Source organism: Bifidobacterium lemurum (assembly GCF_014898175.1).
Classification (GTDB): Bacteria; Actinomycetota; Actinomycetes; order Actinomycetales; family Bifidobacteriaceae; genus Bifidobacterium; species Bifidobacterium lemurum.
Window position 1 is genome coordinate 1215202 of sequence record NZ_CP062948.1, and the last position, 26982, is coordinate 1242183.

A 26982-nucleotide genomic window follows, 5' to 3' on the forward strand; every position below is an offset into this window, starting at 1 on the left:
AGAACGAATCCACCGAACACACCGTGTCGATCGATCCCGTGGAGAACACCGTTCCCATGGGCACGCCGGTCGCCGCGGATCAGGCGCAGGACACGACGGTCGCATCCGACACCCCGGATTATGCCGCGGCGGCGGGCGAACAGACCGTCGTGTCCTCCGCGCCGACCACTGATACGGCATCGCAAGGCGCGCAGTATCGCCCCGCGCCCGAATACGGCGCGTACGGCCCCACCCCCACGCAGTCTGCCCCGACCGGGCAGCAGTCCGCCCCGGCCGGCGGCCAGTCCCAGCAGAACGGTGCCCCGACCTCGATTTTCGGGTTCGGGCAGCCCCGGCAGGACGGCGCGCAGAACAATCGCAATCCGTACGCCAACGCGGGCAACGGCAACCCCTTCTTCACTCCGCAGAATCAGCGGCCCCAGCAGTCCGGCGCACCGACCGGCGGCGCGGTCCCCCCGCAGTCCGGCATGCCGCAGAACGCGGGCAAGCCGGGCGGTTCCCGTCCGCACGCCAGCAGCGGCACGGTGAAGAGCGTGACGATCGCGGTGATCGCCGCGCTGGTCTCCGCCGCGCTGTGCCTTGGCCTCGGCTATGCGGCCATCACCGGCGGTTGGGTGACGGTGCCGACGTCCAGCTCACTGTCGAACGTCACCTCGAACAAGTCCGGCTCCGGCTCCGCCACGGCGAAAACCGGTGAGGCGACCGACTGGAAGGCCGTGGCCAGTGAGGTCTCCGACTCCGTGGTCGCCATCCAAGCCGTCCTGGAGAACGGCACCTCCAAAGGCTCCGGCGCGATCCTCGACTCGGACGGCAATATCGTGACCAACAACCACGTGATCTCCGGCGCGCAGCAGATTGAGGTGACGTTGGCGAGCGGCGCGATATACTCCGCCACGCTGGTCGGCTCCGACACCACCACCGATCTGGCGGTGATCAAGCTCGACAACCCGCCGAGCGATCTGAAGGGCGTGGAATTCGCCGACTCGGACCAGCTTGCGGTGGGCGAGGACGTGATGGCCATCGGCAACCCGCTGGGCTATGACGACACCGCCACCACCGGCATCGTCTCCGCGCTGAACCGTCCGGTGACCGTGATGGACGACGAAACCAACTCCCAGATCGTGACCAACGCGGTGCAGCTCGACGCGGCCATCAACCCCGGCAACTCCGGCGGTCCGACCTTCAACGCGGCCGGCCAGGTGATCGGCATCAACTCGGCGATCGCCACGGCCAGCTCCTCCTCCAGCTCGTCCTCCGGATCGATCGGCATCGGCTTCGCGATTCCGTCCAACCTGGTCAAGCGAGTGACCGACGAGATCCTCGAAACCGGTTCGGTCACGCATGTGGCCCTGGGCGTGACCATCTCCTCGTCCACGGTCGAGGCTGACGGCGTGACCCGCGGTTGCGCGCTGATCACCAGCTCGGCCTCCCGTTCGGCGGTCGTCTCCGGCGGCCCCGCCGATCAGGCCGGCCTGCAGGAGGGCGACTCCATCGTGGCCTACAACGGCAACGCGGTGAACAACATGTACTCGCTGCTCGGGTACGTGCGCGCCGCCGCCATGGGCGACGAAGTGACGCTCACCATCGTGCGCAACGGCAACACCATGGATGTGAACGTGACGCTCGACCAGGAAGAGGAGGCCGTGACCGGCTCCAACAGGTCCGAGTCGAACAGCCAGAACAGCCAGAATGATCAGAACGACCAGAACAGCCAGGGCAACGGCAACAGCGGTAACGGCGACGACGGCAGCCTGAGCGATCCGTTCGGCCTGTGGTAAACCCAGGCTCTGAGCCTCATCCCGGGGTGTTCGCGCCGCCGCCAGCCAAACGGCGCTGACGGCGCGAGCGCCCTAATCCAACCGAAAGACGGTCCGCGACTCCATGTCGCCGGCCGTCTTTTCTTTTTCGGCATGCGATGGGGCGGAATCGACCCGCGGCTTGCGCGGCGGGGCGGCTGCTGGTAGCGTTGGAGCAGCATAAACGAACATTCTTACGCCGTGTATCGCGAGCGTCCCGCCTGAAGCGGGCTTGCGATGGGTTTAACAAGGCGTGCACATGCGGGGTCGACGCATGGCACGCGAACGACCCCAAAACGACGTAAGGAGCCCAAATGCGCAAGGCCATTGAGATAGCCAAAAGCGTTCCGTTGCTGCCCATCACGATTCTGGCGGCGATTCCTCTTCTTTTGCTGTGGGACTACCGTCCGTGGGGCGGGTCCGTGCCCCTCTTCGGATTCCTCCCCGTAAACCCCTCGCTGGGACAGTGGGTGGTGATCGCACTCGTCGCCTACACCGTGGTGACCACGGTGATCGGCATGGTGGACGACCTGCGGCACGGCATCGTCGGCGTCGACGTGCTCGCCGTCATCGCCATCCTCTCCACCGTCGCCGTGCAGGAATACTGGGCCAGCTGGGCCGTGGTGCTGATGATCTCCTCCGGCGAGGCCATCGAGGAATACGCCCAGTCCAAAGCCGAAAGCAACCTGACCGCGCTGATGGCGGCCGCGCCGGTCACCGCGCATGTCTCCACATTGCCCGGCGTGGGCGCGGGTGCGGGAACAGGCGCCAAACCGGCCCGCAACATCGGTGCGGGTCATGACGGATTCCGCCCCGTCGCTCCAGTCGCTCCCGGCGGCGAAACCTGCGCGATCACCGACCGCGACGCGCAGGCCTGCGAAACCGCCGTCTCCGACGCTCTCAAAACGGATGCGCGCAGGCGGAAAGAGGGACTTGCGGAATCGAAATCCACAGGCTCCGAGACTCCGGCGCGCGACGCGCATTTTCGCACGGTTCCGGTCGACGAAGTGGCGCTTGGCGATGTGGTGATCGTGCTGCCGGGCGAAACCGTGCCCGTGGACGGCGAACTGCTGTCCGGATCCGCCACGCTCGACCTGAGCAACATCAACGGCGAACCCGTGCCGCGGGAGATCTTCGCGGGGGCGCGCGTGATGTCGGGCGCGGTGAACGGTTCGACCACGCTCACCATGCGCGCCACGCAGGTGGCCGGAGACTCGCAATACCAGCGGATCATGTCGTTGGTCGCCTCCGCCCAGGAATCACGGCCCGCCGTGGTGAAAACCGCCGACCGTCTCGCCGTGCCGTTCACCGTGCTCGCGCTGGTCATCGCCGGCGTGGCATGGGCGATGGCCGGCGATCCCACGCGATTCGCCCAAGTGCTGGTGCTCGCCACCCCGTGCCCGTTGCTGATCGCCGCGCCGGTGGCCTATGTGGCCGGCACGGGCCGTCTCGCCAAGGCCGGAGTACTGATCAAAACGCAGGACGTTCTGGAGACGCTCGGCCGCGTGGGGCATGTGTTCTTCGACAAAACCGGCACGCTGACCGTCAAGCAGCCGCAGGTGGTACGCGTGGAGATGCTGCCGGGCTTGGACACGCGCCTCAACCAGGACCATGTGCTGATGATGGCCGGCGTGGTGGAGAACTATTCCGTGCATATCCTCGCCAAAGGCATCGCCAAAGCCGGTTTGGAGGCGTTGGCGCGTCTCGACCAGCGTTTCGCCGACGGGCAGCGCAACTGTCCGGAACGCGACTTTCCCGGCCATGGCCGTGAGCATCCGGTGGTCAAAAACATCGTGGAGGACGCCGGCAAAGGCGTGAGCGGCGAGGTCAACGGGCATCGGGTGCGTGTGGGGCGGCTAGCCTTCGCCAACGAATCCCAGGACGGCTTCCAGCCCGTGACGCATGACGATCAGCCGGCGCGCACCATCGAATTGGCCACGGGCGAGACCAGATTGACCTCCGAGACGATTCGTAGCCGCTTCGGCGCGCTCGCTCCGGACGAAATGGCCACCTATGTGTCCGTCGACGGGCAGCTGGTCGCGCGCATCGTGCTGCGCGACGTGCCGCGCGCCAACGCGAAGCGGGCGTTGGCGCAGCTGCGCGAGCTGGGCGTGGAGTCGCTCACCATGCTCACCGGCGACAAGGCCTCGTCGGCGCGCATCATCGCCGACGAGGTGGGCATCGACGATGTGCAGGCCGAACTCTTCCCCGAAGATAAGGTCAACGCGGTGCGCAAGGCCACGGCGATGACGGAATCCGGTTCGCGACATACGGTGACGATGATGGTGGGCGATGGCGTCAACGACGCCCCAGTGCTCGCCGCCGCCGATATCGGCATGGCCATCACCGACGGCACGTCGACCGCCGCTTCCGAATCCGCCCAGGTGGTGATCATGAACGACGACATCGCCTCCGTGCCGCGGGCCATCGCCATCGCCCGCCGCACCCGCCGCGTGATGCTGCAGGCCGTACTGCTCGGGCTTGGTCTGGCGCTGGTCGGCATGATCGCCGCCGCGTTCAACCTGATTCCGGTGGTCCTTGGCGCGTTCCTGCAGGAGGCCATTGACGTGGTGAGCATTCTATGGGCGTTGACTGTGCTCATCGACCGCGACTGACCGGTCCGGCGGAGGCCGTCTCCAACGAGTTGGCACTTGGGCCCTCCAGTTGGCACTGGGGCCTGGGGCTAATGCTCGGAGAACGGCGGAATGACGTTGCCGGCCTCCGCCAACGTCGCGAATCGGGTGCCAACTGGAAGGGTCAAGTGCCAACTCGTCGTATCCGCTGATGAGAGAGGCCTCATGGCGGCGGCTGCCTCGGGGCATTCGACAGGAAGCCAGTCGCTATCCGCGGTCCTCGCCGCCGCGCGCAGGCGCAAGTCATGGCCATGGATAGCGTCACCACATGCCTCGCTTGAATCAATGTCCCGGTATATCGCCGGCGCGGATGCGGGATGCTGCGTGGCTTCGCCGTCGTCCGCCCTGTGTTAATGGCTGGTTCGACTCTCAACACGGCCGCGAGGCGTGGCGATTTCTTGTGGGAAGTGCGGTTCCCCTCTGTTCAGCGGGGCCGGCTTGCGTTAGTCTGTAACGCGTGACTGAAAATACTGAACTTCGCATTGCCGTTATCGGCGCCGGCCCCGCCGGCGTCTACTCCTCCGACATCTTCCTGCGCCAGCTGGGCAAGCTCGGCGAGGAACTGGGCCTGGGCACCAAGGCGCGCATCGACCTGTTCGAGAAGCTGCCCGTGCCGTTCGGTCTGGTCCGCTACGGTGTAGCCCCCGACCACCCGTCCATCAAATTCATCGCCGACGCGCTCGAGAAGACGCTCGACAACCCCGACATCCACCTGTACTGCGACGTGGAGTTCGGCAAGGACGTGACGCTGGACGAGCTGCTCGCCCGCTATGACGCCGTGCTGTTCGCCACCGGCGCGATCAAGGACAAGCCGCTGAACCTGCCGGGCGCCGACCTCGACGGCGTGTACGGCGCGGCCAAATTCGTCGAATGGTACGACGGCTACCCCATGGGCGCGCGCGAATGGCCGCTGACCGCCGAGCAAGTCGCCGTGATCGGCGGCGGCAACGTGGCCATGGACGTGGCCCGCGAGCTCGTGCGCAACGCCGACGACCTCAAGGCCAAAACCGATATCCCCGACAACGTCTACGAGGGCATCGGCAAGAACCAGGCCAAGGAGCTGCATCTGTTCATCCGCCGCGGCGTGGCCCAGGCCAAGTTCAGCGTGCAGGAGCTGCGCGAGATGGAGAAGCTGCCCGGCGTGCAGCTCATCATCGACGAGGACGATTTCGACCTCGACGAGGAGACCATCGAGGTGGCCGGCAAGGACAAGCTCACCCGCCAGATGGTCGAGGAGCTGTTCACCATCCGCGAGATGGCTTTGGATATGGAGGACGACGGCGACGTCGACTTCGAAGGCAATCCCGCCGATCGCAAATACTATGTGCACTTCAACTCCGCCCCCACCGAGGTGCTGGGCGAGGACGGCAAGGTGGTCGCGATCCGCGTGGAACGCACCGAAACCAGCGCCGACGGCAAGATGAGCCGCACCGGCGAATTCACCGACTATCCGGTTCAGGCCGTGTACCACGCCATCGGCTACCAGCCCGCCGAAGCGCCCGGCATCGCCTACGATGGCAAGGGCGCGCATCTGGCCAACGCCAACGGCGACGGCCGCATCACCACCGAAGCCGCCGGCGGCGAAGTGCGTGAGCGCCTGTACGCCACCGGTTGGGCCAAGCGTGGTCCGGTGGGCCTGATCGGCTCCACCAAGTCCGACGCGCTCGCCATCGTGACCAATATGCTCGAGGATTTGGCCAAGGCCGCCGAGGGTGGTCGCGTGGCCGAGGACCGCGATCCCGAATCCATCGACCGTCTGCTGGAGGGCCGCGGCGTCAAGCCGATCGACTTCGCCGGCTGGAAGAAGGTCGATGCCTACGAGCGTGCCGAGGGCGCGAAGGAAGGCCGCGAGCACAAGAAGGTCATCGACCCCGACCAGATGCGCGAATTGGCCCACGCCTGATTCGCCCTATCACTGAGCGACGTCCGGTCCTCCGTCCGCGATAGCGCGGGTGCGGACACGGGCACAGGCACGGCTTTGCGGGACATCTGATTATGCCCCCGTCGGAAAGTACCGTGAAACATGGCGATTTGCGGTGTTTCACGGGACAATCTGACGGAGCGTAGTCGGATTGTCCCGCAAAGCATCCTCACGTTTTGTCTTCGAGCGGGCGGAGTCTTCAAAACGTCTTCCCGCTGTGGGCTGATATTCAGATAACTTCCAGCCGCGCTCTTTACTCTGAGCCCTATGAATGGGAAAATGCAGGTGCACGGCCACTACAACGGCCTGAAAACAACGCTGTTGTTCGCGTTGATGTGGGGCGTTATCATGCTGATTTGGTGGGCCACCGGCGGCCAGCGCAGCACGTTGAGCATCTACATCGTCATCGGATTGATCACCACATTCGGCTCGTACTGGTTTTCGGACAAGCTCGCCATCGCCTCGATGGGGGCGCGCGAGGTGTCCGAGCAGGAGGCCCCCGAAATCTACGCCATCGTCCGTGAGCTGAGCGCCACCGCGGGCAAGCCGATGCCGCGCATCTACATCGCCCCCACGGCCAGCCCCAACGCCTTCGCCACCGGCCGCAACGAGCGCCATGCCGCCGTCTGCTGCACGCAGGGCATCCTGCAGATCCTCAACCGGCGTGAGCTGCGCGGCGTGCTGGGACATGAGCTCATGCACGTCTACAACCACGACATCCTCACCTCGGCCATCGCCTCCGCCATGGCCACGGTGATCACCTATCTGGGTTATTCGCTGATGTATTTCGGCGGCGGCTCACGCGACCGCGACAACAATTCGGGCGCGTTCGGACTGATCGGCGTGCTGCTCAGCGCGATTCTCGCGCCGATCGGCGCCTCGCTTATCCAGATGGCGATCTCGCGCACCCGCGAATTCGACGCCGACGAGGACGGCAGCCGGCTCACCGGCGATCCGGAGGCTCTTGCCTCCGCGCTCAACAAAATCTCCTACGGCGCTCAGACCACGCCGATGCGCAAAACCGCCGCCACGCAGTCGGTCTCCTCGATGATGATCGCGAACCCCTTCTCCGCGCAGGGATTCTCCAAACTGTTCTCCACCCACCCGCCGACTGACGAGCGCATCGCGCGCCTGATGCAGATGGCGCAGGAGATGCGCGGCATGCCCGTGCAGCAGTCCCCCTACTCCACTCAGGTTGGCTACTAGGCGGCTTGCGAGATTGCCGTCGGGGAGATTCCTCGACTACGCTCCGCTCCGCTCGGAATGACGGTGGAGCTACGCTTGTCTTGGATGACGGGTTGTGCCTTGCTTGGCTCGGATGATGGATGAGGTTGCGCTCCGCTCGGAATGACGTTGATGATGCATCGTCATTCCGAGCGGAACGTTTGTGTTATCCCGCGCGGAACGTTTGCATCATCCCGCGCGGAACGTTTGCGTCCTTTCCGCCGAAATGTTTGCGTCATTCCGAGCGAAGTCGAGGAATCTCAATTCCTATGCTTAGGCGGCCTGCGAGATCTCGTCTACTTAGGCTGTCTGCGAAATCTCGTCGATCAGGCGCAGCTCCTCGTCGGTGAACGTCGTGTTGCTCAGCGCTCCGATATTGTCGAGGATCTGCTCGGGTTTCGACGCGCCGGCCAGCACCGAGGTGACGATGCCGTCGTGCAGCAGCCAGGCGAGCGACATCTCTGCCAGCGTCTGCCCGCGCTGCGCGGCCAGATCGTTGAGCGCGCGGATCGCGGCCAGTTTCGACTCGCTCAGCGCGTCGGCCTGCAGGAAGCGTCCGTCCGTCTTGATGCGTGAATCGGTGGGAATGCCGTTCAGGTAACGGTTGGTGAGCATGCCCTGCGCCAGCGGGCAGAACGTGATGATGCCCTTGCCCAGACGCGCGGCGGTGTCCTTCAATCCATTGCGCTCCACCGTGCGGTCGAAGATGTTGTAGCAGTTCTGGTTGATGACGAACGGCACGCGCAGATCGGACAGAATCGCCGCCGCCCGCTCCAGCCGCTCACCGTCGTAGTTCGACAGGCCCACGTACAGCGCCTTGCCGCTGGTCACGGCGCTCGCCAACGCGCCCATCGTCTCCTCGAGCGGCGTTTCGGGATCGGGACGGTGGTGGTAGAAGATGTCCACATAGTCGAGCCCAAGGCGGGTCAGGCTCTGGTCGAGCGAGGCGAGCAGGTATTTGCGCGAGCCCAGATCGCCGTAAGGGCCGGACCACATCTCGTAGCCCGCCTTGGTGCTGATGATGAGCTCATCGCGGTATGGCTTGAAATACTCGCGGATCAGCCGGCCTACGTTCTTCTCGGCGCTGCCCGGCTCCGGGCCGTAGTTGTTGGCCAGATCGAAGTGGGTGATGCCGTGGTCGAAGGCGGTGAACGTGAGCTCCTTCATGCGGTCGTATGGCGTGATGTCGCCGAAGTTGTGCCAGCATCCGAGTGAGATGGCCGGCAGTTTGAGGCCGGCGTCGCCGCAGCGGTTGTAGGTCATGTCCGCGTAGCGGTCGGGGTTGGGGTGGTATTCGTTGGTGGGTTCGAACATCGTCGTCGCTCCTCGAAAGTCGTATGTCGTTCGGCGTGTTTGGGCCGTCCCTAGCCGTTCGCCACGGTCCGGCGTCACGCGCCGATTATCTCTTGCTGTTTGTTGCTTGTTGACTGTTGTCGTCCTCCATTGTGGACCCCGCCCACGTCGAATTCCCATTCAACGCGCGGGATTGTCCGTGGCGTCGCTTCGCTGGCGTGGTGGCATCGCTTCGCTGACGTGATGGTGCCTGCGCTCCGATGCCCGTGGTGCGGGTGGTGTCGAATCGGATATGTCGTACTTGTCGATTCACAGGCCGACGATGTCCGTGGCGTGGGTGGCCGCGAGTCGGATATGGCGTGCTTGTCGATCTGCGGGCTGACGATGCTCGTGGTGCGGGCCGATGCCCGTGGTGTGGCGGCCGCGAGGGTTGTTGGGAACCTATGCGTCGCGTGCAGGCTCAGGGCTTTCTTGGCGTGGCTCGTTTTAGCCTCCTCCGACATGCTTCGGGCGGATATGCCACGCCTCGCCAACTCGTGGTAGACTATCTGCTTGTGCGCGGCCGCGCCTGCGGCTGGCGACATCTGCGGATGTAGTTCATCGGTAGAACGAAAGCTTCCCAAGCTTTAAAGGCGGGTTCGACTCCCGTCATCCGCTCCATTTCGTATCGGCTTGATTCAGCCATTTCCAGAAACGCAACTGGCTTCTTTACATGAGCTCCGTACGCCATGCCGTTTCCAAGATGGATATGTAAGGCCGCGTGAGCATAAGCAAGCGTAAGCGTCGTGGCGATTGTCTAGCGTGCGTATAGGCAATTGTGGCAGCGCGACGAAGAGGACATCATGGGCAAGGCGAATGAGTCAGGCAAGGCGAATGAGTCAGGAAAACCGGGCGAGTCGGGTGCGCTGGGCGAGCTGGCGAACGGCCGTAGTCATGTGATTTCCTCGCGGGCGACCGCGGTGGGGCTGTTGGCGATCCTGCTGTGGAGCCTGATGGTCGCGCTGGTGCGCATCGTGACCGACGCCTTCGGCGCCACGCTCGGCACGGCGATGGTGTACACCACCGGCGTGGTGCTGCTCATGATCTTCCACCGCCCTGCTCCGCTCAAGGCCTATCCCAAGCGCTATCTGCTCGTCGGCGGCGCGCTGTTCGTGTTCTACGAGACGGCGATCTCCCTGTCCATCGGCCTGGCCTCCACCGCCACGCAATCCGTGGAGGTGAGCCTCGTCAATTACCTGTGGCCCACGATGATGGTGCTGCTTGCCGCCGCGCTCGCCAAACCCCGCAGTCAGGACGAAAAACAGGACAACGGTGAACGCGACGGCAACCACGGCAGCGAACGCGCCACCAAACACGCGGTGTTGCGTGTGCTGCCGGGCGCGATCGTCGCCACTTGCGGCGTGGTGCTGTCCGTCGGTGGCAACAGCGGCCTCGACTGGCAGGTCGCCGCCGCCAACATCGCCTCGAATCCGCTGCCTTATCTGCTCGCCTTCGCGGGCGCGTTCGCCTGGGCCGTCTACGCCGTGATCACGCCCGTGCTGTCCGAAGGGCAGGACGGCACCTCCGTGTTCTTCCCCTGTGTGGCCGTGGTGTTGTGGGTCATCCACTTCGCCTCGGGCGAGGGACTGCCCGCCGCCATGCCGCAGGTCGGCTCCTGGCTGGCGGTGCCGGCCGCGGCCGCCGTGATCGCCGGCGGATACGCCTGCTGGGGATACGGCATTCTGCACGGCAGCCTGAGCAAACTCGCCGTGGCCTCCTACGCCACGCCGCTGCTCTCAGTGGCCGCCAGCGCCCTGCTGCTGGGATTGTCGCTATCCGTGCCGTTCTGGTGCGGCGCCGTGCTGGTGGTGGCCGGCTCGTTGCTCAACTGGCGAGCCAACCGCGGCTGACGCGATCGCCGCACTGTGTTGGTCGAGAACGTTCGTGTTGGCGATGCCGTCTCCTTTCCTGGAGCAGCCTATCCGCGTTAGCGGTAGTGGAAATGAGTGTCTGCAAAGGTCGATCTGTGTTAGCGGTAGTGTCCTTTTGAGGTTATCTCGAGTATGACCGTTGAAATAACGGGCCGGATACTCGGTGTATCGCGTAAAAGCCCACTACCGCTAACGCAGATCGACCTTTGCAAGGTCCCAAATCCACTACCGCTAACGCAGATGGACTGGTTGGGCCGCCATAGTGGTTCGTGGCCTTTCCTCACCTGTCTGCCGTCTGACCGCCGTCTGACTGCCGCCTGCCCGTCGTGCGTCCCGTCCCGCCCCGCCGTTAGCAAACCGTTAGGGTTGTCTCCGCACCCGTATGGGTTCCGTTAGTTTCGCTCCACGTCCCGCGCTCCGCGCCTAGGCTGAAGGACGCAAACGCCCGATGGTCGGGCGTTCGACGGAATGGAGAGAACAATGCCATGGTGGCTTGATGTGGCCTATGTGGTGGGCGTGGTCGCGCTGTTCGCCGCGCTGGATATGTTGGGCAAGGCGGTGGACCGGCTATGATCCTCACCGTATTCACCGTCGTGGGTGTGGTCGGGGGTGTGCTGGGCATCGCCTACATGCTCTACGCCCTGTGCCGCCCGGAGCGGTTCTGAAAGCGTGCCGACCATGGTGATTGTGTACGCTCTGCTCGCCCTCGCGCTGGTCGTGGCGATTCTCGCCGCGCTCGCCAACCCGCTGGGCGACTATATCTTCCATGTCTTCACCGACGAGCGGGACCTGCGCCCCGAACGCGCGATCTACCGCATCATCGGCGTCGACCCCAAGAAAAGCCAAAACTGGAAGGCCTACCTGCGCGCCATCCTCGCGTTCTCGCTGTTGGGTCTGCTCGCGCTTTACGCCCTGCAACGCGTGCAGGCCTGGCTGCCGTATTCGCTCGGCAACGGCAACGTGCCCGCGCCGCTCGCGTTCAACACGGCCGTCTCCTTCGTTACCAACACAAACTGGCAGGCGTATTCGCCCGAGGCCACGCTGGGTTATGCGGTGCAGATCGCCGGTCTGACCGCCCAAAACCTCGTCTCCGCCGCGGTCGGCATTTGCGTGGCCGTCGCCCTGATGCGCGGCCTCGCCTGGCGCAAGGCCGCGGCCATCGGCAACTTCTGGGTGGACCTGACCCGCTGCGTGACGCGCGTATTGCTGCCGATCTGCGTGGTGATGGGCACAATCCTCATCGCGCTCGGCGTGGTGCAGAACCTCGCGGGATTCGTCGAAACCTCCACCGTCTCCGGCGCGACCCAGACGATTATGCAGGGCCCGGTCGCCAGCCAGGAGGTCATCAAGGAGCTCGGCACCAACGGCGGCGGATTCTTCAACGCGAACGCCGCCCACCCGTATGAGAACCCGAATATGTGGACCAATCTGGTCGAAATCCTGCTCATGCTCGCGATTCCGGTCGCGCTGACCCGCACCTTCGGCCGCATGGTGGGCGACGTGCGCCAGGGAACCGCGCTGCTGTGCGCGATGACGGCCCTGTTCGCCGTGTCTCTCCTCGCGCTGGTGTGCTTCGAATCCTTCTCGGCCGACCCGCTCACGCTGCTGGCCGGCGGGTCGATGGAAGGCAAGGAGACCCGCTTCGGCGTGGTGTGGTCCAGCCTGTTCTCCACCGTCTCGACCTCCACCTCCACGGGCGCGGTCAACGCCATGCACGACTCGTACACGGCGCTCGGCGGCATGATGCTGCTGTTCAATATGATGCTCGGCGAGGTGAGTCCCGGCGGCGTGGGTTCGGGCCTGTACGGCCTGCTGATGATGGCCGTCGTGGCCGTGTTCATCGCCGGCCTGATGGTGGGCCGCACGCCGGAGTACCTCGGCAAGAAGATCGGTCCGCGCGAGATGAAGATGGCCTCGCTGTACTTCCTCGTCATGCCGGTGCTGGTGGTGACGGGCGTGGCTCTAAGCTTCGCCATCCCCGCCGTGCGCGAGTCGGTCGTCGGCTCTCTGGGTAACTCCGGCAACCACGGCTTCACCGAAGTGGTCTACGCCTTCACCTCCGCGGCCAACAACAACGGTTCCGCCTTCGCCGGCCTCGCCGCCGACACCCTCTGGTTCGACACCGCGCTGGGTGTGGTGATGCTGCTCGGCAGATTCGTGCCGATCGTGCTGGTGGTCGCCCTGTCGGGTTCGCTCGCCCGCCAGGAGACCGTGCCGCGCACCGCAGGCACGATGCGCACCGACAACGCCTTGTTCGTATTCCTCCTCGTGTTCGTGATCGTGATCGTTTCCGCGCTGACGTTCCTGCCCACGCTTGCGTTGGGCCCGTTGGCGGAAGGTTTGGTGATGTGATGTCATCCGCATATTCGATGGCCGGTGTCGGCTCCGTCGGTTCCGTCTGTTCCGCTGACTCCGCCGGTTTCGAGGACGCTCCCGCCCAAGGTTCCCCCGCCCAAGACGGTCCCGCTTCCACTCCCGCCGGCGACGGCGGGCCGGGCAAGCGCTCCGTCTCGTTCGGCGCCATGCTGGCGGCCGCCCTGCCGGGCGCGCTGCGCAAATTCGACCCGCGCGCCATGTGGCACAATCCCGTGATGTTCATCGTCTGGGTGGGTGCCGCGTTCCTCACACTGGTCGGCATCGCGCAGATATTCGACATGGAGATGCGCCAGGGCGAGCCGATCTACTTCACCTGGCTCGTCGCGGCCTGTCTGTGGGCGACCGTCCTGTTCGCCAACCTCGCCGAATCCGTGGCCGAGGGCCGCGGCAAAGCGCAGGCGGACGCGCTGCGCAAAACCCGCACCACCACGCCAGCCCGCCGCGTCGTCGGCTACGACGAGACGGCCGATCCCGACGCGCGCGGTCCTGAACACGGCGAAGGCCCGTCATACATCGAGGAGATTCCGTCCTCCGACCTGCGGCTGGGCGACGTGGTCGTCGTCGCCGAAGGAGATCTGATCCCCGGCGACGGCGACATCATCTCCGGCATCGCCTCGGTGGACGAATCCGCCATCACCGGCGAATCCGCGCCCGTGATCCGCGAGTCGGGCGGCGACCGTTCGGCCGTCACCGGCGGCACGCGCGTGCTTTCCGACCGCATCGTCATGCGCATCACCCAAAAGCCAGGCGAATCCTTCGTCGACAAGATGATCGCGCTGGTCGAAGGCGCGAACCGGCAGAAAACCCCCAACGAGATCGCGCTCAACGTGCTGCTCAGCTCGCTGACCATCATCTTCCTCGTCGTGGTGCTCAGCCTCAACGCGCAGGCCGGAGCGGTGGGCGCATCCGTCAGCCTGACCGTGCTGCTCGCCCTGCTGGTGTGCCTGATCCCGACCACCATCGGCGCGCTGCTGAGCGCCATCGGCATCGCCGGCATGGACCGGCTGGTGCAGCGCAACGTGCTCGCCACCTCCGGCCGCGCCATCGAGGCCGCCGGCGACGTGACCACCCTACTGCTCGACAAAACCGGCACCATCACCTACGGCAACCGCCAGGCCTCGGCCTTCCATCCGCTGCCGGGCGTGGAACAGAGCGCTCTCGTGCGTGCGGCCGCGTTGAGCTCGCTGGCCGACTCCACGCCCGAAGGCCAGTCCATTGTGGCGCTCGCCGAGCGCATGGGCGTGCATGTCGGCGAGGTGCCCGGCGCGCAGCCGGTGGCGTTCACGGCCGAAACCCGCATGTCCGGACTGGATCTGCCGGGCGGCGAGCGCATCCGCAAGGGCGCGACCTCCGCCATCGAGGCGTGGATCGCGGCTGAGGGCGCGACGGTCGAACAGGGCGTGATCGACGCGATGCGCGACCGGGTCGACGCGGTCTCCCGTCAGGGCGGCACCCCGCTGGTCGTGGCCGAACAGGCCGCCGACCGTGCGATGCGCGTGCTCGGCGTCGTGCAGCTCAAGGACGTGGTCAAGGAAGGGCTGCGCGAACGGTTCGACGACCTGCGCGCCATGGGCATCCGCACGGTGATGGTCACCGGCGACAACCCGTTGACCGCGAAGGCCATCGCTAAGGAGGCCGGCGTCGACGATTTCATCGCCGAAGCCAAGCCGGAGGACAAACTCGCCTATATCAAGGCGGAGCAGGCCAAGGGGCAGCTAGTGGCGATGACCGGCGACGGCACCAACGACGCGCCCGCGCTCGCCCAATCCGATGTGGGCGTGGCCATGAACTCCGGCACCTCCGCCGCGAAGGAGGCAGGCAATATGGTCGATCTCGACTCCGACCCGACCAAGCTCATCGACATCGTGCGCATCGGCAAGCAGCTGCTCATCACGCGCGGCGCGCTGACCACCTTCTCCATCGCCAACGACATCGCGAAATACTTCGCAATCATCCCGGCCATGTTCATGGACCGGTTCCCGGGGCTGTCGGCGCTGAACATCATGGGGCTGCATTCGTCGCTGTCCGCCGTGCTGTCCGCGGTGATCTTCAACGCGGTCATCATCGTGGCGCTGATCCCGCTCGCGCTCAAAGGCGTGGACTATCGCGCCGAAAGCGGCGAGCGGCTGCTGGGGCGCAACCTCAAGGTCTATGGGTTGGGCGGCATCGTCGCGCCGTTCGTCGGCATCTGGGCCATCGACCTGTTCGTTCGTCTGATTCCCGGTCTGTGAGACCGGCGTTTTTGGAAAGGAAACACTGATATGAAGAACGCGCTGGCGCTGCGTATGCGCACCTGTTGGGCGGGATTCAAGGCGGTGGTCGTGTTCACCGCGATCGCGATCGCCTACACGCTGATGATGGTCGGCATCGGCCAGCTGGGATTCCCATCCCAAGCCAACGGCTCGATGATCGCCAACGGCGAGGGCGAGGTGGTCGGCTCGTCGCTGATCGGACAGCCCTTCACCGACGCGAACGGCCGCGCGCTGCCCCAATACTTCCAGTCGCGCCCCTCCGCGGCCGGCGACGGCTACGACGCGTCCGCCTCCGGCGCGACCAATAAGGGGCATCAGGACGAGGAGCTTATCGCCTCCGTCGAGGAGCGGCGCGCCGCCATCGCCGAACGTGAGGGCGTGGACGTCGACGACGTGCCGGCCGACGCCGTCACCGCCTCGGCCTCCGGACTCGACCCGCATATCAGCCCCGAATACGCGGCCATCCAAGTGGAGCGCGTGGCCGAGGCGCGCGGGCTGGGCGTGGGCCAGGTGGAGGAATTGGTTCGGCTGAACACCACCGGCCGCGGTCTGGGATTCATTGGCGAGCCGGTGGTGAACGTGGTCACCCTCAACCTCGCGCTCGACGAGCTGGCGTAATACCCCACGCTCCACCATCGCGCGGCCCATGGTGCGGTCCATCGTGCGGTGGTGCCCATCGTGCGGTACTTTCCATGGTGCGGTGCCTCGAAAACGTTGGAATTCCAACCCACCGCACGATGTAGGCGCCGCACGATGGGCACTACCGCACCATGTGCCGCACGATGGCGCGGTGTTGCGCGAGAAGTTGCACCATGTACCGCACGATGGGCGGTGCCGTGCGGAATAGCGCGCCGTGCGATGCGGTACAGTCGGGGAAGATATGAACGAGTGAGGCGGACGGGACGATGGCGAACACACGGGGATCGTTGCGGGTGCTGCTGGGCGCGGCGCCCGGCGTGGGCAAAACCTACGCGATGCTGCAGGAGGGGCGGCGACTGCGCGACGAAGGCAAGGACGTGGTCATCGCCCTGTTGGAAACGCATGGGCGGCGAGCCACCGCGCAGGCCTCCGAAGGACTCGAGCAGGTGCCTCGCCGCCGCGTGCGATACCGCGGCATGTGGCTCGACGAGATGGACCTGTTCAAAGTCGTCGAACGCGCCCCTCAAGTGGCGCTGGTCGACGAATTCGCCCACAGCAACGCGCCCGGCTCCGTGCACGCCAAACGCTGGCAGGACGTGGAGGATCTGCTCGACGCGGGCATCGACGTGATCACCACCATCAACGTGCAGCATATCGAATCGCTGAACGACGTGGTGCGCGGCATCACCGGCAGCGAACAGCGTGAGACGGTGCCCGACAAAGTGCTGCGCTCCGCCACGCAGATCGAGCTGGTGGATCTGCCTCCTGAGGGCCTGCGCGAGCGGCTTTCCGCCGGGCTGGTGTATCAGCCGGACCGGGTGGACGCCGCCTTGTCCAACTATTTCCGCCTCGGCAACCTCACGGCCCTGCGCGAGCTGGCGCTGCTGTGGCTGGCCGGGCGTGTGGACGAGGCGCTCAAAGCCTACCGCAGCGAGCATCACATCAGCGCCAAGTGGGAGACGCGCGAACGCGTGGTCGTCGCTTTGTCGGGCGGCCCTGAAGGGGAGCAGCTGCTGCGCCGCGGCGCGCGCGTGGCCCGGGCGTCCGGCGGCGGCGACCTTATGGCCGTGCATGTGACCAGCGAGGACGGGCTGTGCGGCTCCGACCCCGTTCTGCTGGAGCAACAACGCGACCTGGTGGAACAGCTGGGCGGCTCCTACCATCAGATCACCGGCGAAAGCATCGCCGACTCGCTGCTGCAATTCGCGCGCGCCAACAACGCCACGCAGATCATCGTCGGCGTCTCGCGCCGCTCCGCGATCTCCCGCTGGCTGGGTCGCCCCTCCTCTACCAACGAGATCATCTCCAAATCAGGCGATATCGATGTGCATGTGGTCACCCACGCCTTCGCGCACCGGCGGATGCTGGCTCGTCTGCGTCTGCCGCGCCGCCGCCGCACGATGACCACGCCCCGCATCGCGTTGGGATTCCTGTTCGCCTGCCTTGCCGTGCCGGCGGTGGCGATGCTGTTGGCGCTGGCTTCCGATCCTCTGTTCGCCGCGCGTGACGCGCTGGTGCTGCAGCTGATCGTGGTCGCGTCCGCGCTGATCGGCGGCGTCGCGCCCGCGACCATGGCCGCCGTGCTCTCCGGTTTGGCGCTCGATTATCTGTACGTCGCGCCGACCGGCAGCCTGCATATGCCACACTGGCAGGATTGGCTGACCATGCTGCTGTACGTGGCGGTGGGCGTGATCGTCTCGTTCGTCGTGGACCGTGCCGGCGAACGGGCGCGGCAGGCGCAGCGCGCGTCCGCCGAATCGGAGATGCTGGCCGCCATCTCCGGTGCCGTACTGCGCAGCGGCGATCCGCTGGAGGCGATTGTGTCGCGCACGCGCGAGGCGTTCGGATTCACCTGCGTGCGTGTAGTGAAGGACGGCGAGGTGCTGGCATCGGACGGCGACGAATCGGACGGCGGTGAATCGGACGTGGACGCGAGGTCCGTCCGCGGCGAAACCGACCCGGGCGAGAAGGGTGCGGAGCGAGACGGCCGGACTGGGTTGGGTCTCTTCGGAGCGGATCGGGTTGGACTTGGCCCGGATGGAGCTGGTCCCGCCAGAAGGCCCCCGGACGGAAGCGGGATGTCTGCGGCGTCGGCGATGACCCCGTCCTCCGGCACCATCGCCATCGGCGATGACGGTGTGACGCTGGAACTGTACGGGCACCCCATCGAAGCCAGCGACCAACGGCTGCTGATGGCGGTCGCCTCGCAGATCCTCACGGTGCTTGAACACAACGTGCTGGCCCAAAAAGCGCAGGAGGTCGAGCCTCTGGCCGCGGCGGAGAAGATGCGCACGGCCCTGCTCAACGCGGTGAGCCACGACCTGCGCCGTCCGCTGGCCTCGGCCACCGCGGCGGTGTCCGGACTGCGACGCATGGGCGACACGATGAGCGGGGAGGACCGCGACGAGCTGTTGGCGGTGGCGGACGAATCGTTGGGACAGCTGACCAAACTGGTCACGGATCTGCTGGACGTCTCACGCATCCGCGAGGGCGCGCTGCCGCTGGCGATGGTCGCCTCGGACGTGGGCGCGGCCATCGTGCCCGTGCTCGACGAGCGGCATATCGGGCCCGGCAAGGTGGATCTCGACCTCGACCCGCAACTGCCGCTGGTGATGGCCGATCCGCCGCTGCTGAAACGGGCGCTGGCCAACGTGGTGGAGAACGCGATGCGGTTCACGCCCGAGGATGGGCGCATCCACATCTCGGCATCCGCGTTCAACGGCATGGTGGAGATCCGCGTGGCCGACCGCGGGCCGGGCGTGCCCGACGAGCGCAAGGCCGACATCTTCGTGCCCTTCCATCGGCTGGGCGATACCGACAACACCACCGGGTTGGGATTGGGGATGGCGCTGTCGAAGGGTTTCGTCGAATCGATGGGCGGTTCTATCGAGGCGGAGGACACTCCGGGCGGTGGACTGACCATGGTGGTCGGCCTGCATGCGGCCGATCCCGCGCTGCGGCTGGGGCAGCCCATCCCGACGGCCGACATCCCCGCCTCGGCGGAGCGGGTCGAGGCCGCGACTTTGGCCGTGTCGGGCATGGTGTCCGATGTGATGCTGCCATTGCGCGGCGAGGCTTCGGCCGATGTGCTCGAAGGGCTGATGGGACGTGCGCTGAATGGGGCGGGCGGTCGTCCGGACGCGTCGGGTGGTCATAAGGACGTTACGGGCGGTCGTCCGGACGCGTCGGGTGGTCGCCCAGATGGGTCGGGTGGTCGCCCGGAAACTACGGGCGGTTATGAGGACGTTACGGGCGGTCGCACGGGCGTCGTGAAGAGTGCGGGGCGTGCGAACCTCTCGGGCCGCGAGAATAAGCAAAACGGCGCGAATCGTGTGGGCGGTGTGAATATCGCGGGTGTCGAGGGTCGCACGGACGAAACGGACGGAATGAATCGTGCGAACCCCACCAACGACTACACGACTATCGTGGGAGCGAGTCGGAACGACCCGAAGGAGGCAAGATGAAAATCCTAGTGGCCGACGACGATCCGCAGTTCCTCAAAGCGCTGCGGATCACCCTGCGCTCGCAGGGGTATCAGATCGTCACGGCGGCGGACGGCGTGCAATGCATCCAGGTCGCGGTCGAGGAGCATCCCGACCTTTTCGTGCTCGACCTCGGCATGCCGAAAATGGACGGCATGGGCGTGATTCAAGGCGTGCGCGGCTGGACCGACGCGCCGATTCTCGTGGTGTCCGGCCGCACCGACGCGCGCGAGAAGGTCGCCGCGCTCGACGCGGGGGCCGATGATTACGTGACCAAGCCCGTCTCCATCGACGAACTGCTCGCCCGCATCCGAGCGCTGGGTCGGCGCATCCCGCAGGAGTCGGAAGGCTCGCAGGAAGCCCAATCCCCGCAGGTCGTGCTGGGTGATGTGACCGTGGACCTGGCCGCGCACGCCGTGCTGCGCGACGTGGCCGGTCGTCAGGTGCGTGTGCGGCTGACCCCCACCGAATGGAAGGTGCTGGAGATGCTGGTGCGCAACGCCGGCCGTCTGGTCACGCGTCAGGATCTGCTCACCGAGATCTGGGGTTCCGAGCACGTCAGCGACTCCGGATACCTGCGCCTCTACATCTCCCAGTTGCGCCGCAAAATCGAGCCCGACCCCGCCCACCCGCGATACCTCCACACCGACCCCGGCATGGGCTACCGTCTCGACCTGCCGGAGCGTTGAGTGGTGCCGTGATTCCGCAAGCCGGGCCGTTTCGCGAGGTCCGCTGTTAAGCTGGGATTCGAGGAAAGCGAGGGCGCGATGGTTGCGGTGGCTGTGGTTGACGACGATGCCGAGGCCCGTGCGAGGTTGCGCGGATATCTCGCGCGATTCGCCGAAGGCCGCGACGGCATGGCTCTGTCGGTCGACGAATTTCCCAGCGCGGTCGCGTTGCTGCACCACTACCAGCCGACGTACGACATCATTTTTCTGGACATCGAGATGGACGAGGTCGACGGCATCAAAGCCGCCCAGGTCATCCGCGAAACCGATCCGGCCACGATCCTCGTGTTCGTGACCAATATGGCGCAGCTCGCCATCAAAGGCTACGAGGTGGAGGCGCTGGACTTCGTGGTCAAACCGGTGGATTACTACAGTTTCGACATGGTGATGCGCAAGGCCTTGCTGCGTATGGACCGCCGCCGGCAGAGCACCGTCCGCCTTGTGACGCGCGGCGCCGTGCAGGTGCTGCCCATCAGCCACATCGACTATGTGGAGGTGCAGAACCACTACATCACCTACCACACCACCGACGGCGACTTCACCGTCAAAGGCACGCTCGCCCAAGCCGAGGACGCGCTGGCTCAGGGCAATTTCATGCGATGCAACCGCTGGTATCTGGTCAATATCGACAACATCACCGGGCTCGACGGCAACCTGGTCACGGTGGGCGGGCGCAGCATAGAGGTCAGCCGTTCCAAAAAGCAGGAGATTCTGCGCGCCGTCACCGCCTCGATGGGAGGCGCGCTGTGATGGTCGTCGAATGGCTGGTGGATATGTGGTATACGCCGACTTCGCAGATGTTCCACCATCAATGGTTCACATTCGAGCTATTCGTCGCGCAGATGTTGGTCGGTCAGCACATGCTTCGCAAAAGCGCCCATGCCGTAGCGCGGGTGGCGTCGGCGTATGCCGTGATGGTGGTGGCCGCCGCTGTGTGCACATGGCTTACCGATCCCATCGTCCCGGGTTTCTACGGATCCGTGGCGATGTTCGCGACGATGTACGTGATCTCGATCGCCGTGGTGCGCGCCGTGCTGCGAAGCGATATACGGACGGCCATGGTGGTGGCCATCTGCGGGTATGCGATGCAGCATATCGTCGCTGCGATGGTGTCCATGCTCAGTGCCGCAAGCGATTATTCGGCGCACGAGTTCCTCTCATCTCCAGGCCTCATCAGAATGATGAGCGCCATGGTGTGCTTCAGCGTGTACGTCGCGTTCCACCGTTGGTATATTCGGAAGATCGACGTCACCCGAGTCAGCATGAGTTCCACGGGAATATTGGGTTTCTTGTCATCTGGAGTGCTTTTGGTGACGGTGATGCTCAGCTCTTACGCCTACCGGGTTGACCATCCGACGTTGACGTTGTTCGCGTTTCGGCTGGTATCGATTCTGGTGTGCGCGCTCATCCTCTTCACATTCGGTGAGTTGGCGCGTAGCCAGCGTCTGTCCGCCGAGTTGGCGTTCGTCAAGCAGATGAATGACATGCGTACGAATTATTACGAACTGTTGAAAGACACGATCGAAACCACCAATGTGCGCTACCACGATCTCAAACATCAGGTAGCGAGACTGCGCGCCGCCACGGAATCGGCGGATGAGTCGAATAAGGTCCTCGACGAAATCATCGAATCGGTGGACATGTACGGCAAGGTGTCCAAAACGGGCAATGCGGCTTTGGATGTGGTGTTGACTCAGAAAAGTTTGGAATGCGCCCGCAAGTCCATCCGGTTCACCTACATGGTGGATGAGCATTGCTTGGACTGGGTGAGCGACTACGACATCTATTCGCTGTTCGGCAACGCGCTCGACAACGCCATCGAAGCGCTGGAGCGGCTCGACGATGAGGAACGGCGCGTGATGAAACTCACCGGAGCACGGCGTGGGAATCTGACGAACATCCATGTCACCAACTATTTCGACCACATCAGACGTGACGGCTCCGGTGGATTGGCCACACTGAAGGCCGACGCCGAAGCGCATGGGTATGGCGTCAAAAGCATTCGCATGATTGTGGAACGACTCGGCGGGGATATGACCATCACAGCGGAGGATGGCATCTTCGATCTCAATATCGTGCTGCCCAAACAGAGTCCGAAAACCGTCGGCTAGGTTCGCGGCGGCCGGGTGACGGCTCGCGTACACTCGGCTACCGTTCGCGTACCGAAGCTGGCCGCGACGCTGTTCCGCCCATATCGTCAAAACATCAGGAATCGCAGGGCGTGGAAGCCTGGCGTTGCTGTGAACGGCCCATTGCTGCTCGTGAACGAGCGGCGATGTGGTGGAGACGATATAAGGAGAGCACATGCTGGAACTCAATTTCGCTGATGTCCTCGACACGATTGATTCGGTGCGGACTCAGCTGATCGCTTTGGCGATCGTATTGGTCGTGGCGTTGGTGGCCACGGCTGTTGTAAATAAACGTACGGTACGCAATGCGGGCGTGAGAAAATTCGCGCACGCGCAGACCTGGATCGTCGCGGTGATCGCGGCGGTGGTGGCCGTGAGCACCATGCTGTTCGGACCGTTGCACACGATGCTGTCACTCGTGTCCGGCAGCGGTACGCTGAGCGAAAGCACCATCGCTCAGGCCGAGGATTTGGCGGAGGACATCGAGAGCGAGGGTATCGTGCTGTTGAAGAACGATGATGGTGCGTTGCCGCTTGCGACCGAGAAAGTTAACGTGTTCGGCTGGGCGTCCACCAATCCGATTTACGGCGGTACCGGTTCAGGTTCGATGAACGACCAATATCCGGTCACTTCGATTCTGCAAGGCATGGCGGAAGCCGGTATCGAGACGAATGACGAGCTCACTGATTTCTATGTCGACTATCGCGCGGAACGCCAGGTCAATACGGTGGCGATGCAGGATTGGACATTGCCCGAGCCCACCGCGGAATCCTATCCCGATGAGCTGCTTTCCAATGCCAAGGATTTTTCCGACATGGCTGTTGTGGTGTTGGGACGTACCGGTGGCGAAGGCTTTGATCTTCCCCCGAACATGGCCGATATGGGTGCCGTGAGGCAGTATGGTCCCGCTGAGGGCGAAACCACCGGTCCGGGTGAGGAAAGCGACGCCGTCTCGGTGTATCACAACAACTCCGCCGACTATAACGATTTCGAAGAGGGCGAAGGCTATCTCGATCTGTCGCAGACCGAAGAGAACATGCTCGACTTGGTCACCGAAAACTTCGACAATGTGGTGCTCGTCTACAACGGCGCCAATCCTATGAACCTCGGTTTCGTGGACGATTATGACGAGATCACCTCCGTGCTGTGGGCGCCACCCGCGGGACAGACGGGCTTCACCGCTCTCGGTGAAGTGCTTGCGGGAGAGGTGAATCCTTCGGGTCGCGCCACCGACACTTTTGTGAAAGACTTCACTCAAACGCCTTGGTACAACAATTTCGGTCAATTCCAGTACGACAACATGGATGAGTTCTCCACGGTGTTCTCCGGTTCCGCCGGCGAGGTGCATCCCATCCCGTCGTTCGTGAATTACGTCGAGGGTATTTACGTGGGCTACAAGTATTACGAGACGGCCGCCGACGAGGGCGCGATCGATTATGACACGGTGGTGCAGTATCCCTTCGGCTACGGCCTGTCGTACACCACCTTCGAACAGGAGATGGGCGAGGTGAGCTACGCTGCCGACGGCACGATTAGCTTCGACGTGACCGTGACGAACACGGGCGATGTAATCGGCAAGGACGTGGTCGAGGTGTTCTACAATCCGCCGTACGCCAACGGCGGCATCGAGAAGGCCAGCGCGAACCTCATCGACTTCGCCAAAACCGGCGAGCTGGAACCGGGCGAATCCGAAACCGTGACCATCGAATTCCAGGACGAGGATATGGCTTCGTACGACAACGACGACGCCCGCGCCTACGTGCTCGAATCCGGCGACTACGAAATCTCCATCAACGCCGACTCGCACACCGTGCTCGACTCGCGCACCGTGACCGTCGACGAAACCATCGTCTACTCCGGCGAGAACCACCGCTCCAGCGACCAAACTGAGGTGACCAACCAGTTCGACGACATCGCCCCGACCTTCGAGACGCTGTCGCGCGCCGACCAGTTCGCGAACCTGGCGGAAACCACGGCCGCGCCGAGCACCTACTCCATGTCCGACGAGCACAAGGCCGCCTTCGTGAACGCCTCGAACTACGAAAACGTGAACGACGAGAACGACGAGATGCCGACCACCGGTGCCGACAACGGCGTGAGCCTGTACGAGCTGTACGGCAAAGACTACGACGATCCGCTGTGGGACGACCTGCTCGACGAACTCACCTACGACGAGATGAACACCCTGATCGCCTTCGCTGGCTACGGCAACGCCGCAGTGGACTCCATCGACAAGCCTCGCCAAACCGATGAGGATGGTCCGTCCACGCTGAATAACAGCTTCACCGGTATCGGTTCCATCGGTCTGCCCTCCGGCGTGAGCGTGGCGAACACCTTCAGCAAGGATCTGGCCCGCCAGTTCGGCGAAACCATCGGCGACATGGCCCGCGAGATGAACGTGACCGGCTGGTATGCGCCCGCCATGAACATCCACCGCACGCCGTACGCCGGCCGCAACTTCGAGTACTTCTCCGAAGATGGCGTGCTCTCCGGAATCATGGCCGCCCAGCAGGTGGCCGGCGCCCGCTCGAAGGGCGTGTATCCCTTCATCAAACACTTCGCGCTCAACGACCAGGAAACCAACCGTTTGGCCATGCTGTGTACCTGGGCCGACGAGCAGACCATGCGCGAGATCTACTTCAAGCCCTTCGAACTGGCCGTGAAGGACGGCGGAGCAACCGCGGTGATGACGTCCTTCAACTACATCGGCAACAGGCACTCCTCGGCTGACTCGGCGCTGCTGAACGGTGTGCTGCGCGGTGAATGGGGATTCCGAGGATTCGTGGAAACCGACTATTTCGGCAACGGCCACGGATATAAGGTCGGCGACCAAGCCATCCGCAGCGGTAATGACGCGATGCTCGCCACCATCGAGAGCGTGAACGTCATCACCGACGATTCCGCCACCTCGGTGATCGCCATGCGCACCGCCTCGCACAACATCCTCTACACGGCGGTGAACAGCTGGCTATACGAGAACGGGCAGCCCACGGTGGAGACCCCGGCCTGGCAGTACGTGTACTACGGTGCCGTGGCGGTGATCGCACTGGCCCTCATCGGCTGCGAGACGCTCGCCATCAAGCGCTTCCTCGCCCGTCGCAAGGAAGCCGCCGCGCAACCCGCCGCCACCCCGGCCCTCTAGCCTGCTGCGGAGCCGCCGCCACTCGCCATCCAGAGTGGACTGCCCTACTCACCTTGTCATCCTGAGCGGTCTGCTCTACTCACCCCGATGCTCCTATAGTTTGTCAAGCTGTTGTTGGGGTGGTGTGTCGGTGGTGCTGTGGATCCATTGGGTGGCTCGTCGTTCGAGTTCGGGCAGGTCGCGGGCGCCTCGTTCGATCTCGCTGATCCTGCTGGAGGGCACGCCGAGGGCCTGTCCGACCTGTCGCTGGGTCAGCGCGTGGGAGAGCCTCAGTTCGCGCAGCATGGCGCCGCGCCGGGCGGGTGGCTCGCGTCCGGGGTCGCCGTCGCGGACGGCGATGAGGACGCGGTGGATCTCGCGGGCGATGTAGCGTTTGAGGCAGCGGATGGTCTCCATCTTGCTTTTGCCCTCGCGGGTCCTTTTGGCCATGTAGTCGCGGGTGGGCTGGTGGTGGCGCAGGCGCACGACGGCGATCTGGTGCAGGGCCTTGTTGCCCTGCCGGTTGCCTCCCCGGTTGAGCCGGTGGCGGCTGGTCCTGCCGCTGGAGGCGGGCAGGGGGCACGCGCCGCACAGTTTGGCGAACGCGGCCTCGCTTCTGACTCGTTCGGGGTTGTCGCCGGCGACGACGGCCAGGGTGGCCGCGGTGACGACGCCGACCCCGTTCAGGTCGAGCAGCGCGCGGGCGTGTTCCTCGAGGATCTCGCGCATCGCCCTCTCGAGCCCGTCCGCCTGTTCGCGGAGGGCCTTCCACGCCGTCGCGGACGCCTTCATCGCGGTGAGCGCGGCGCGCTCGACCGGCCCGCCGGCGGGCCGGCAGGCGGCAAGGCGGGTCATGCGCCTCCCGGTCCTCAGGCTCCGGTAGCGGTCCCGGACGGTCTCGGGCGCGGTGACGAGCATGCCGTTGACGCTGTTGGACAGCGTGGTCATGGCCGACACCAGCCGGTCGCGCTGCGTGTTGAGGTGGCGCAGGGCCTCGACCCAGCCGTCCGAGCTCTTCGGCCCGGTCCCGTCTCCGGCCATGACGCTCCTGGCCGCCTCGGCGGCGTCGACGGGGTCGGACTTGCCGTCCCTGCGGCGCACCGCGCGTTTGGGGCGCAGCACCTCGCGCGTCTCGTAGCCCGCGGCGGCGAGCCTGCGGGCCAGGGCCGCGCCGTACGAGTTGGTCCCCTCCACGCCCACCACGACCCGGGACGGGTCGGGCAGCATGCCCGCCAGCGCCTCGTAGCCGGCGGCGTCGGTCGGGAACGTCCGCGTGGCCAGCGGCCGTCCGCGCCAGTCGAGCAGGGCGAGCGTGTGGGTGTCGGTGTGGGTGTCCACCCCGGCGTAGATCGTCTCCATGGGCGGCGTCATCGTTGTCCTCCTTCGCTGGCCGTCGATGGTCGTTCCGGGGGCTTCCGGCGCAGACGGGACGTTGACGGGACACGCTACCATGGACGATGCGGGGTCCGATGGGAGCG

General features: G+C 64.9%; 15 protein-coding genes, 1 tRNA gene and 1 pseudogene. 15 read left to right on the top strand and 2 right to left on the bottom strand.

Going from position 1 to position 26982, the window contains the following annotated elements; genetic code table 11:
• The first annotated feature begins 56 nt into the window (after window positions 1-56).
• The 5 genes and pseudogenes from BL8807_RS04515 (at window position 57) to htpX (ending at window position 7556) form a co-directional block, all read left to right on the top strand.
• Window positions 57-1778 (top strand): S1C family serine protease, encoded by a 1722-nt coding sequence (locus BL8807_RS04515; protein ID WP_370737540.1) that lies wholly within the window; start codon window positions 57-59, stop codon window positions 1776-1778.
• A gap of 332 nt (window positions 1779-2110) precedes the next feature.
• Window positions 2111-2614: pseudogene (locus tag BL8807_RS12195) on the top strand (heavy metal translocating P-type ATPase); the annotation flags it as partial.
• A gap of 33 nt (window positions 2615-2647) precedes the next feature.
• Window positions 2648-4411, top strand: coding sequence for a heavy metal translocating P-type ATPase (locus BL8807_RS04520; RefSeq protein ID WP_370737539.1), 1764 nt, complete (start codon window positions 2648-2650; stop codon window positions 4409-4411).
• A gap of 475 nt (window positions 4412-4886) precedes the next feature.
• Complete coding sequence (locus BL8807_RS04525; protein ID WP_072724280.1) at window positions 4887-6332, top strand: FAD-dependent oxidoreductase; 1446 nt, start codon at window positions 4887-4889, stop codon at window positions 6330-6332.
• 285 nt (window positions 6333-6617) lie between these two features.
• Window positions 6618-7556 carry a zinc metalloprotease HtpX gene (gene htpX / locus BL8807_RS04530; RefSeq protein WP_072724278.1) on the top strand — a complete coding sequence of 313 codons (939 nt, stop codon included), beginning with the start codon at window positions 6618-6620 and terminating at the stop codon, window positions 7554-7556.
• Between the two features lie 318 nt (window positions 7557-7874).
• Here htpX and BL8807_RS04535 read toward each other — a convergent pair whose 3' ends face one another.
• A complete protein-coding gene (locus BL8807_RS04535) occupies window positions 7875-8888 on the bottom strand; it encodes an aldo/keto reductase (RefSeq protein ID WP_072724276.1) in 1014 nt (337 codons plus the stop codon).
• A 565-nt stretch (window positions 8889-9453) separates the two neighbouring features.
• Here BL8807_RS04535 and BL8807_RS04540 point away from each other — a divergent pair.
• The 10 genes from BL8807_RS04540 to BL8807_RS04590 all read left to right on the top strand — a co-directional run bounded on the left by BL8807_RS04540 (window position 9454) and on the right by BL8807_RS04590 (window position 25525).
• A tRNA-Gly gene (locus tag BL8807_RS04540) sits at window positions 9454-9527 on the top strand.
• Window positions 9528-9709: 182 nt separating this feature from the next.
• Window positions 9710-10756 (top strand): drug/metabolite transporter permease, encoded by a 1047-nt coding sequence (locus tag BL8807_RS04545; protein WP_083570126.1) that lies wholly within the window; start codon window positions 9710-9712, stop codon window positions 10754-10756.
• A 699-nt stretch (window positions 10757-11455) separates the two neighbouring features.
• Entirely contained in the window at window positions 11456-13129 is a 1674-nt protein-coding gene (gene kdpA, locus BL8807_RS04555) for a potassium-transporting ATPase subunit KdpA (protein ID WP_072724272.1), read from the top strand.
• Window positions 13129-15384, top strand: coding sequence for a potassium-transporting ATPase subunit KdpB (kdpB, locus tag BL8807_RS04560; RefSeq protein WP_226847509.1), 2256 nt, complete (start codon window positions 13129-13131; stop codon window positions 15382-15384). Before kdpA ends, kdpB begins: the two co-directional genes overlap by 1 nt.
• A gap of 30 nt (window positions 15385-15414) precedes the next feature.
• Window positions 15415-16023, top strand: coding sequence for a K(+)-transporting ATPase subunit C (gene kdpC / locus BL8807_RS04565; protein WP_072724271.1), 609 nt, complete (start codon window positions 15415-15417; stop codon window positions 16021-16023).
• 287 nt (window positions 16024-16310) lie between these two features.
• Window positions 16311-19508, top strand: a complete 3198-nt coding sequence (locus BL8807_RS04570) for an ATP-binding protein (RefSeq protein WP_072724269.1) — start codon at window positions 16311-16313, stop codon at window positions 19506-19508.
• Window positions 19505-20215, top strand: a complete 711-nt coding sequence (locus BL8807_RS04575) for a response regulator transcription factor (protein ID WP_072724267.1) — start codon at window positions 19505-19507, stop codon at window positions 20213-20215. The genes BL8807_RS04570 and BL8807_RS04575 overlap by 4 nt, the downstream gene beginning before the upstream one ends.
• 87 nt (window positions 20216-20302) lie before the next feature.
• A complete protein-coding gene (locus BL8807_RS04580; RefSeq protein ID WP_158217123.1) occupies window positions 20303-21004 on the top strand; it encodes a LytR/AlgR family response regulator transcription factor in 702 nt (233 codons plus the stop codon).
• On the top strand, window positions 21004-22365 hold the full coding sequence (locus tag BL8807_RS04585) for a sensor histidine kinase (protein ID WP_072724262.1): 1362 nt from the start codon (window positions 21004-21006) through the stop codon (window positions 22363-22365). Before BL8807_RS04580 ends, BL8807_RS04585 begins: the two co-directional genes overlap by 1 nt.
• A gap of 193 nt (window positions 22366-22558) precedes the next feature.
• Complete coding sequence (locus tag BL8807_RS04590) at window positions 22559-25525, top strand: glycoside hydrolase family 3 protein (protein WP_072724260.1); 2967 nt, start codon at window positions 22559-22561, stop codon at window positions 25523-25525.
• Between the two features lie 93 nt (window positions 25526-25618).
• Here the strand turns inward: BL8807_RS04590 and BL8807_RS04595 are convergent, their stop codons facing one another.
• Window positions 25619-26875, bottom strand: a complete 1257-nt coding sequence (locus tag BL8807_RS04595) for an IS110 family RNA-guided transposase (protein WP_094725499.1) — start codon at window positions 26873-26875, stop codon at window positions 25619-25621.
• Between the last annotated feature and the right edge of the window lie 107 nt (window positions 26876-26982).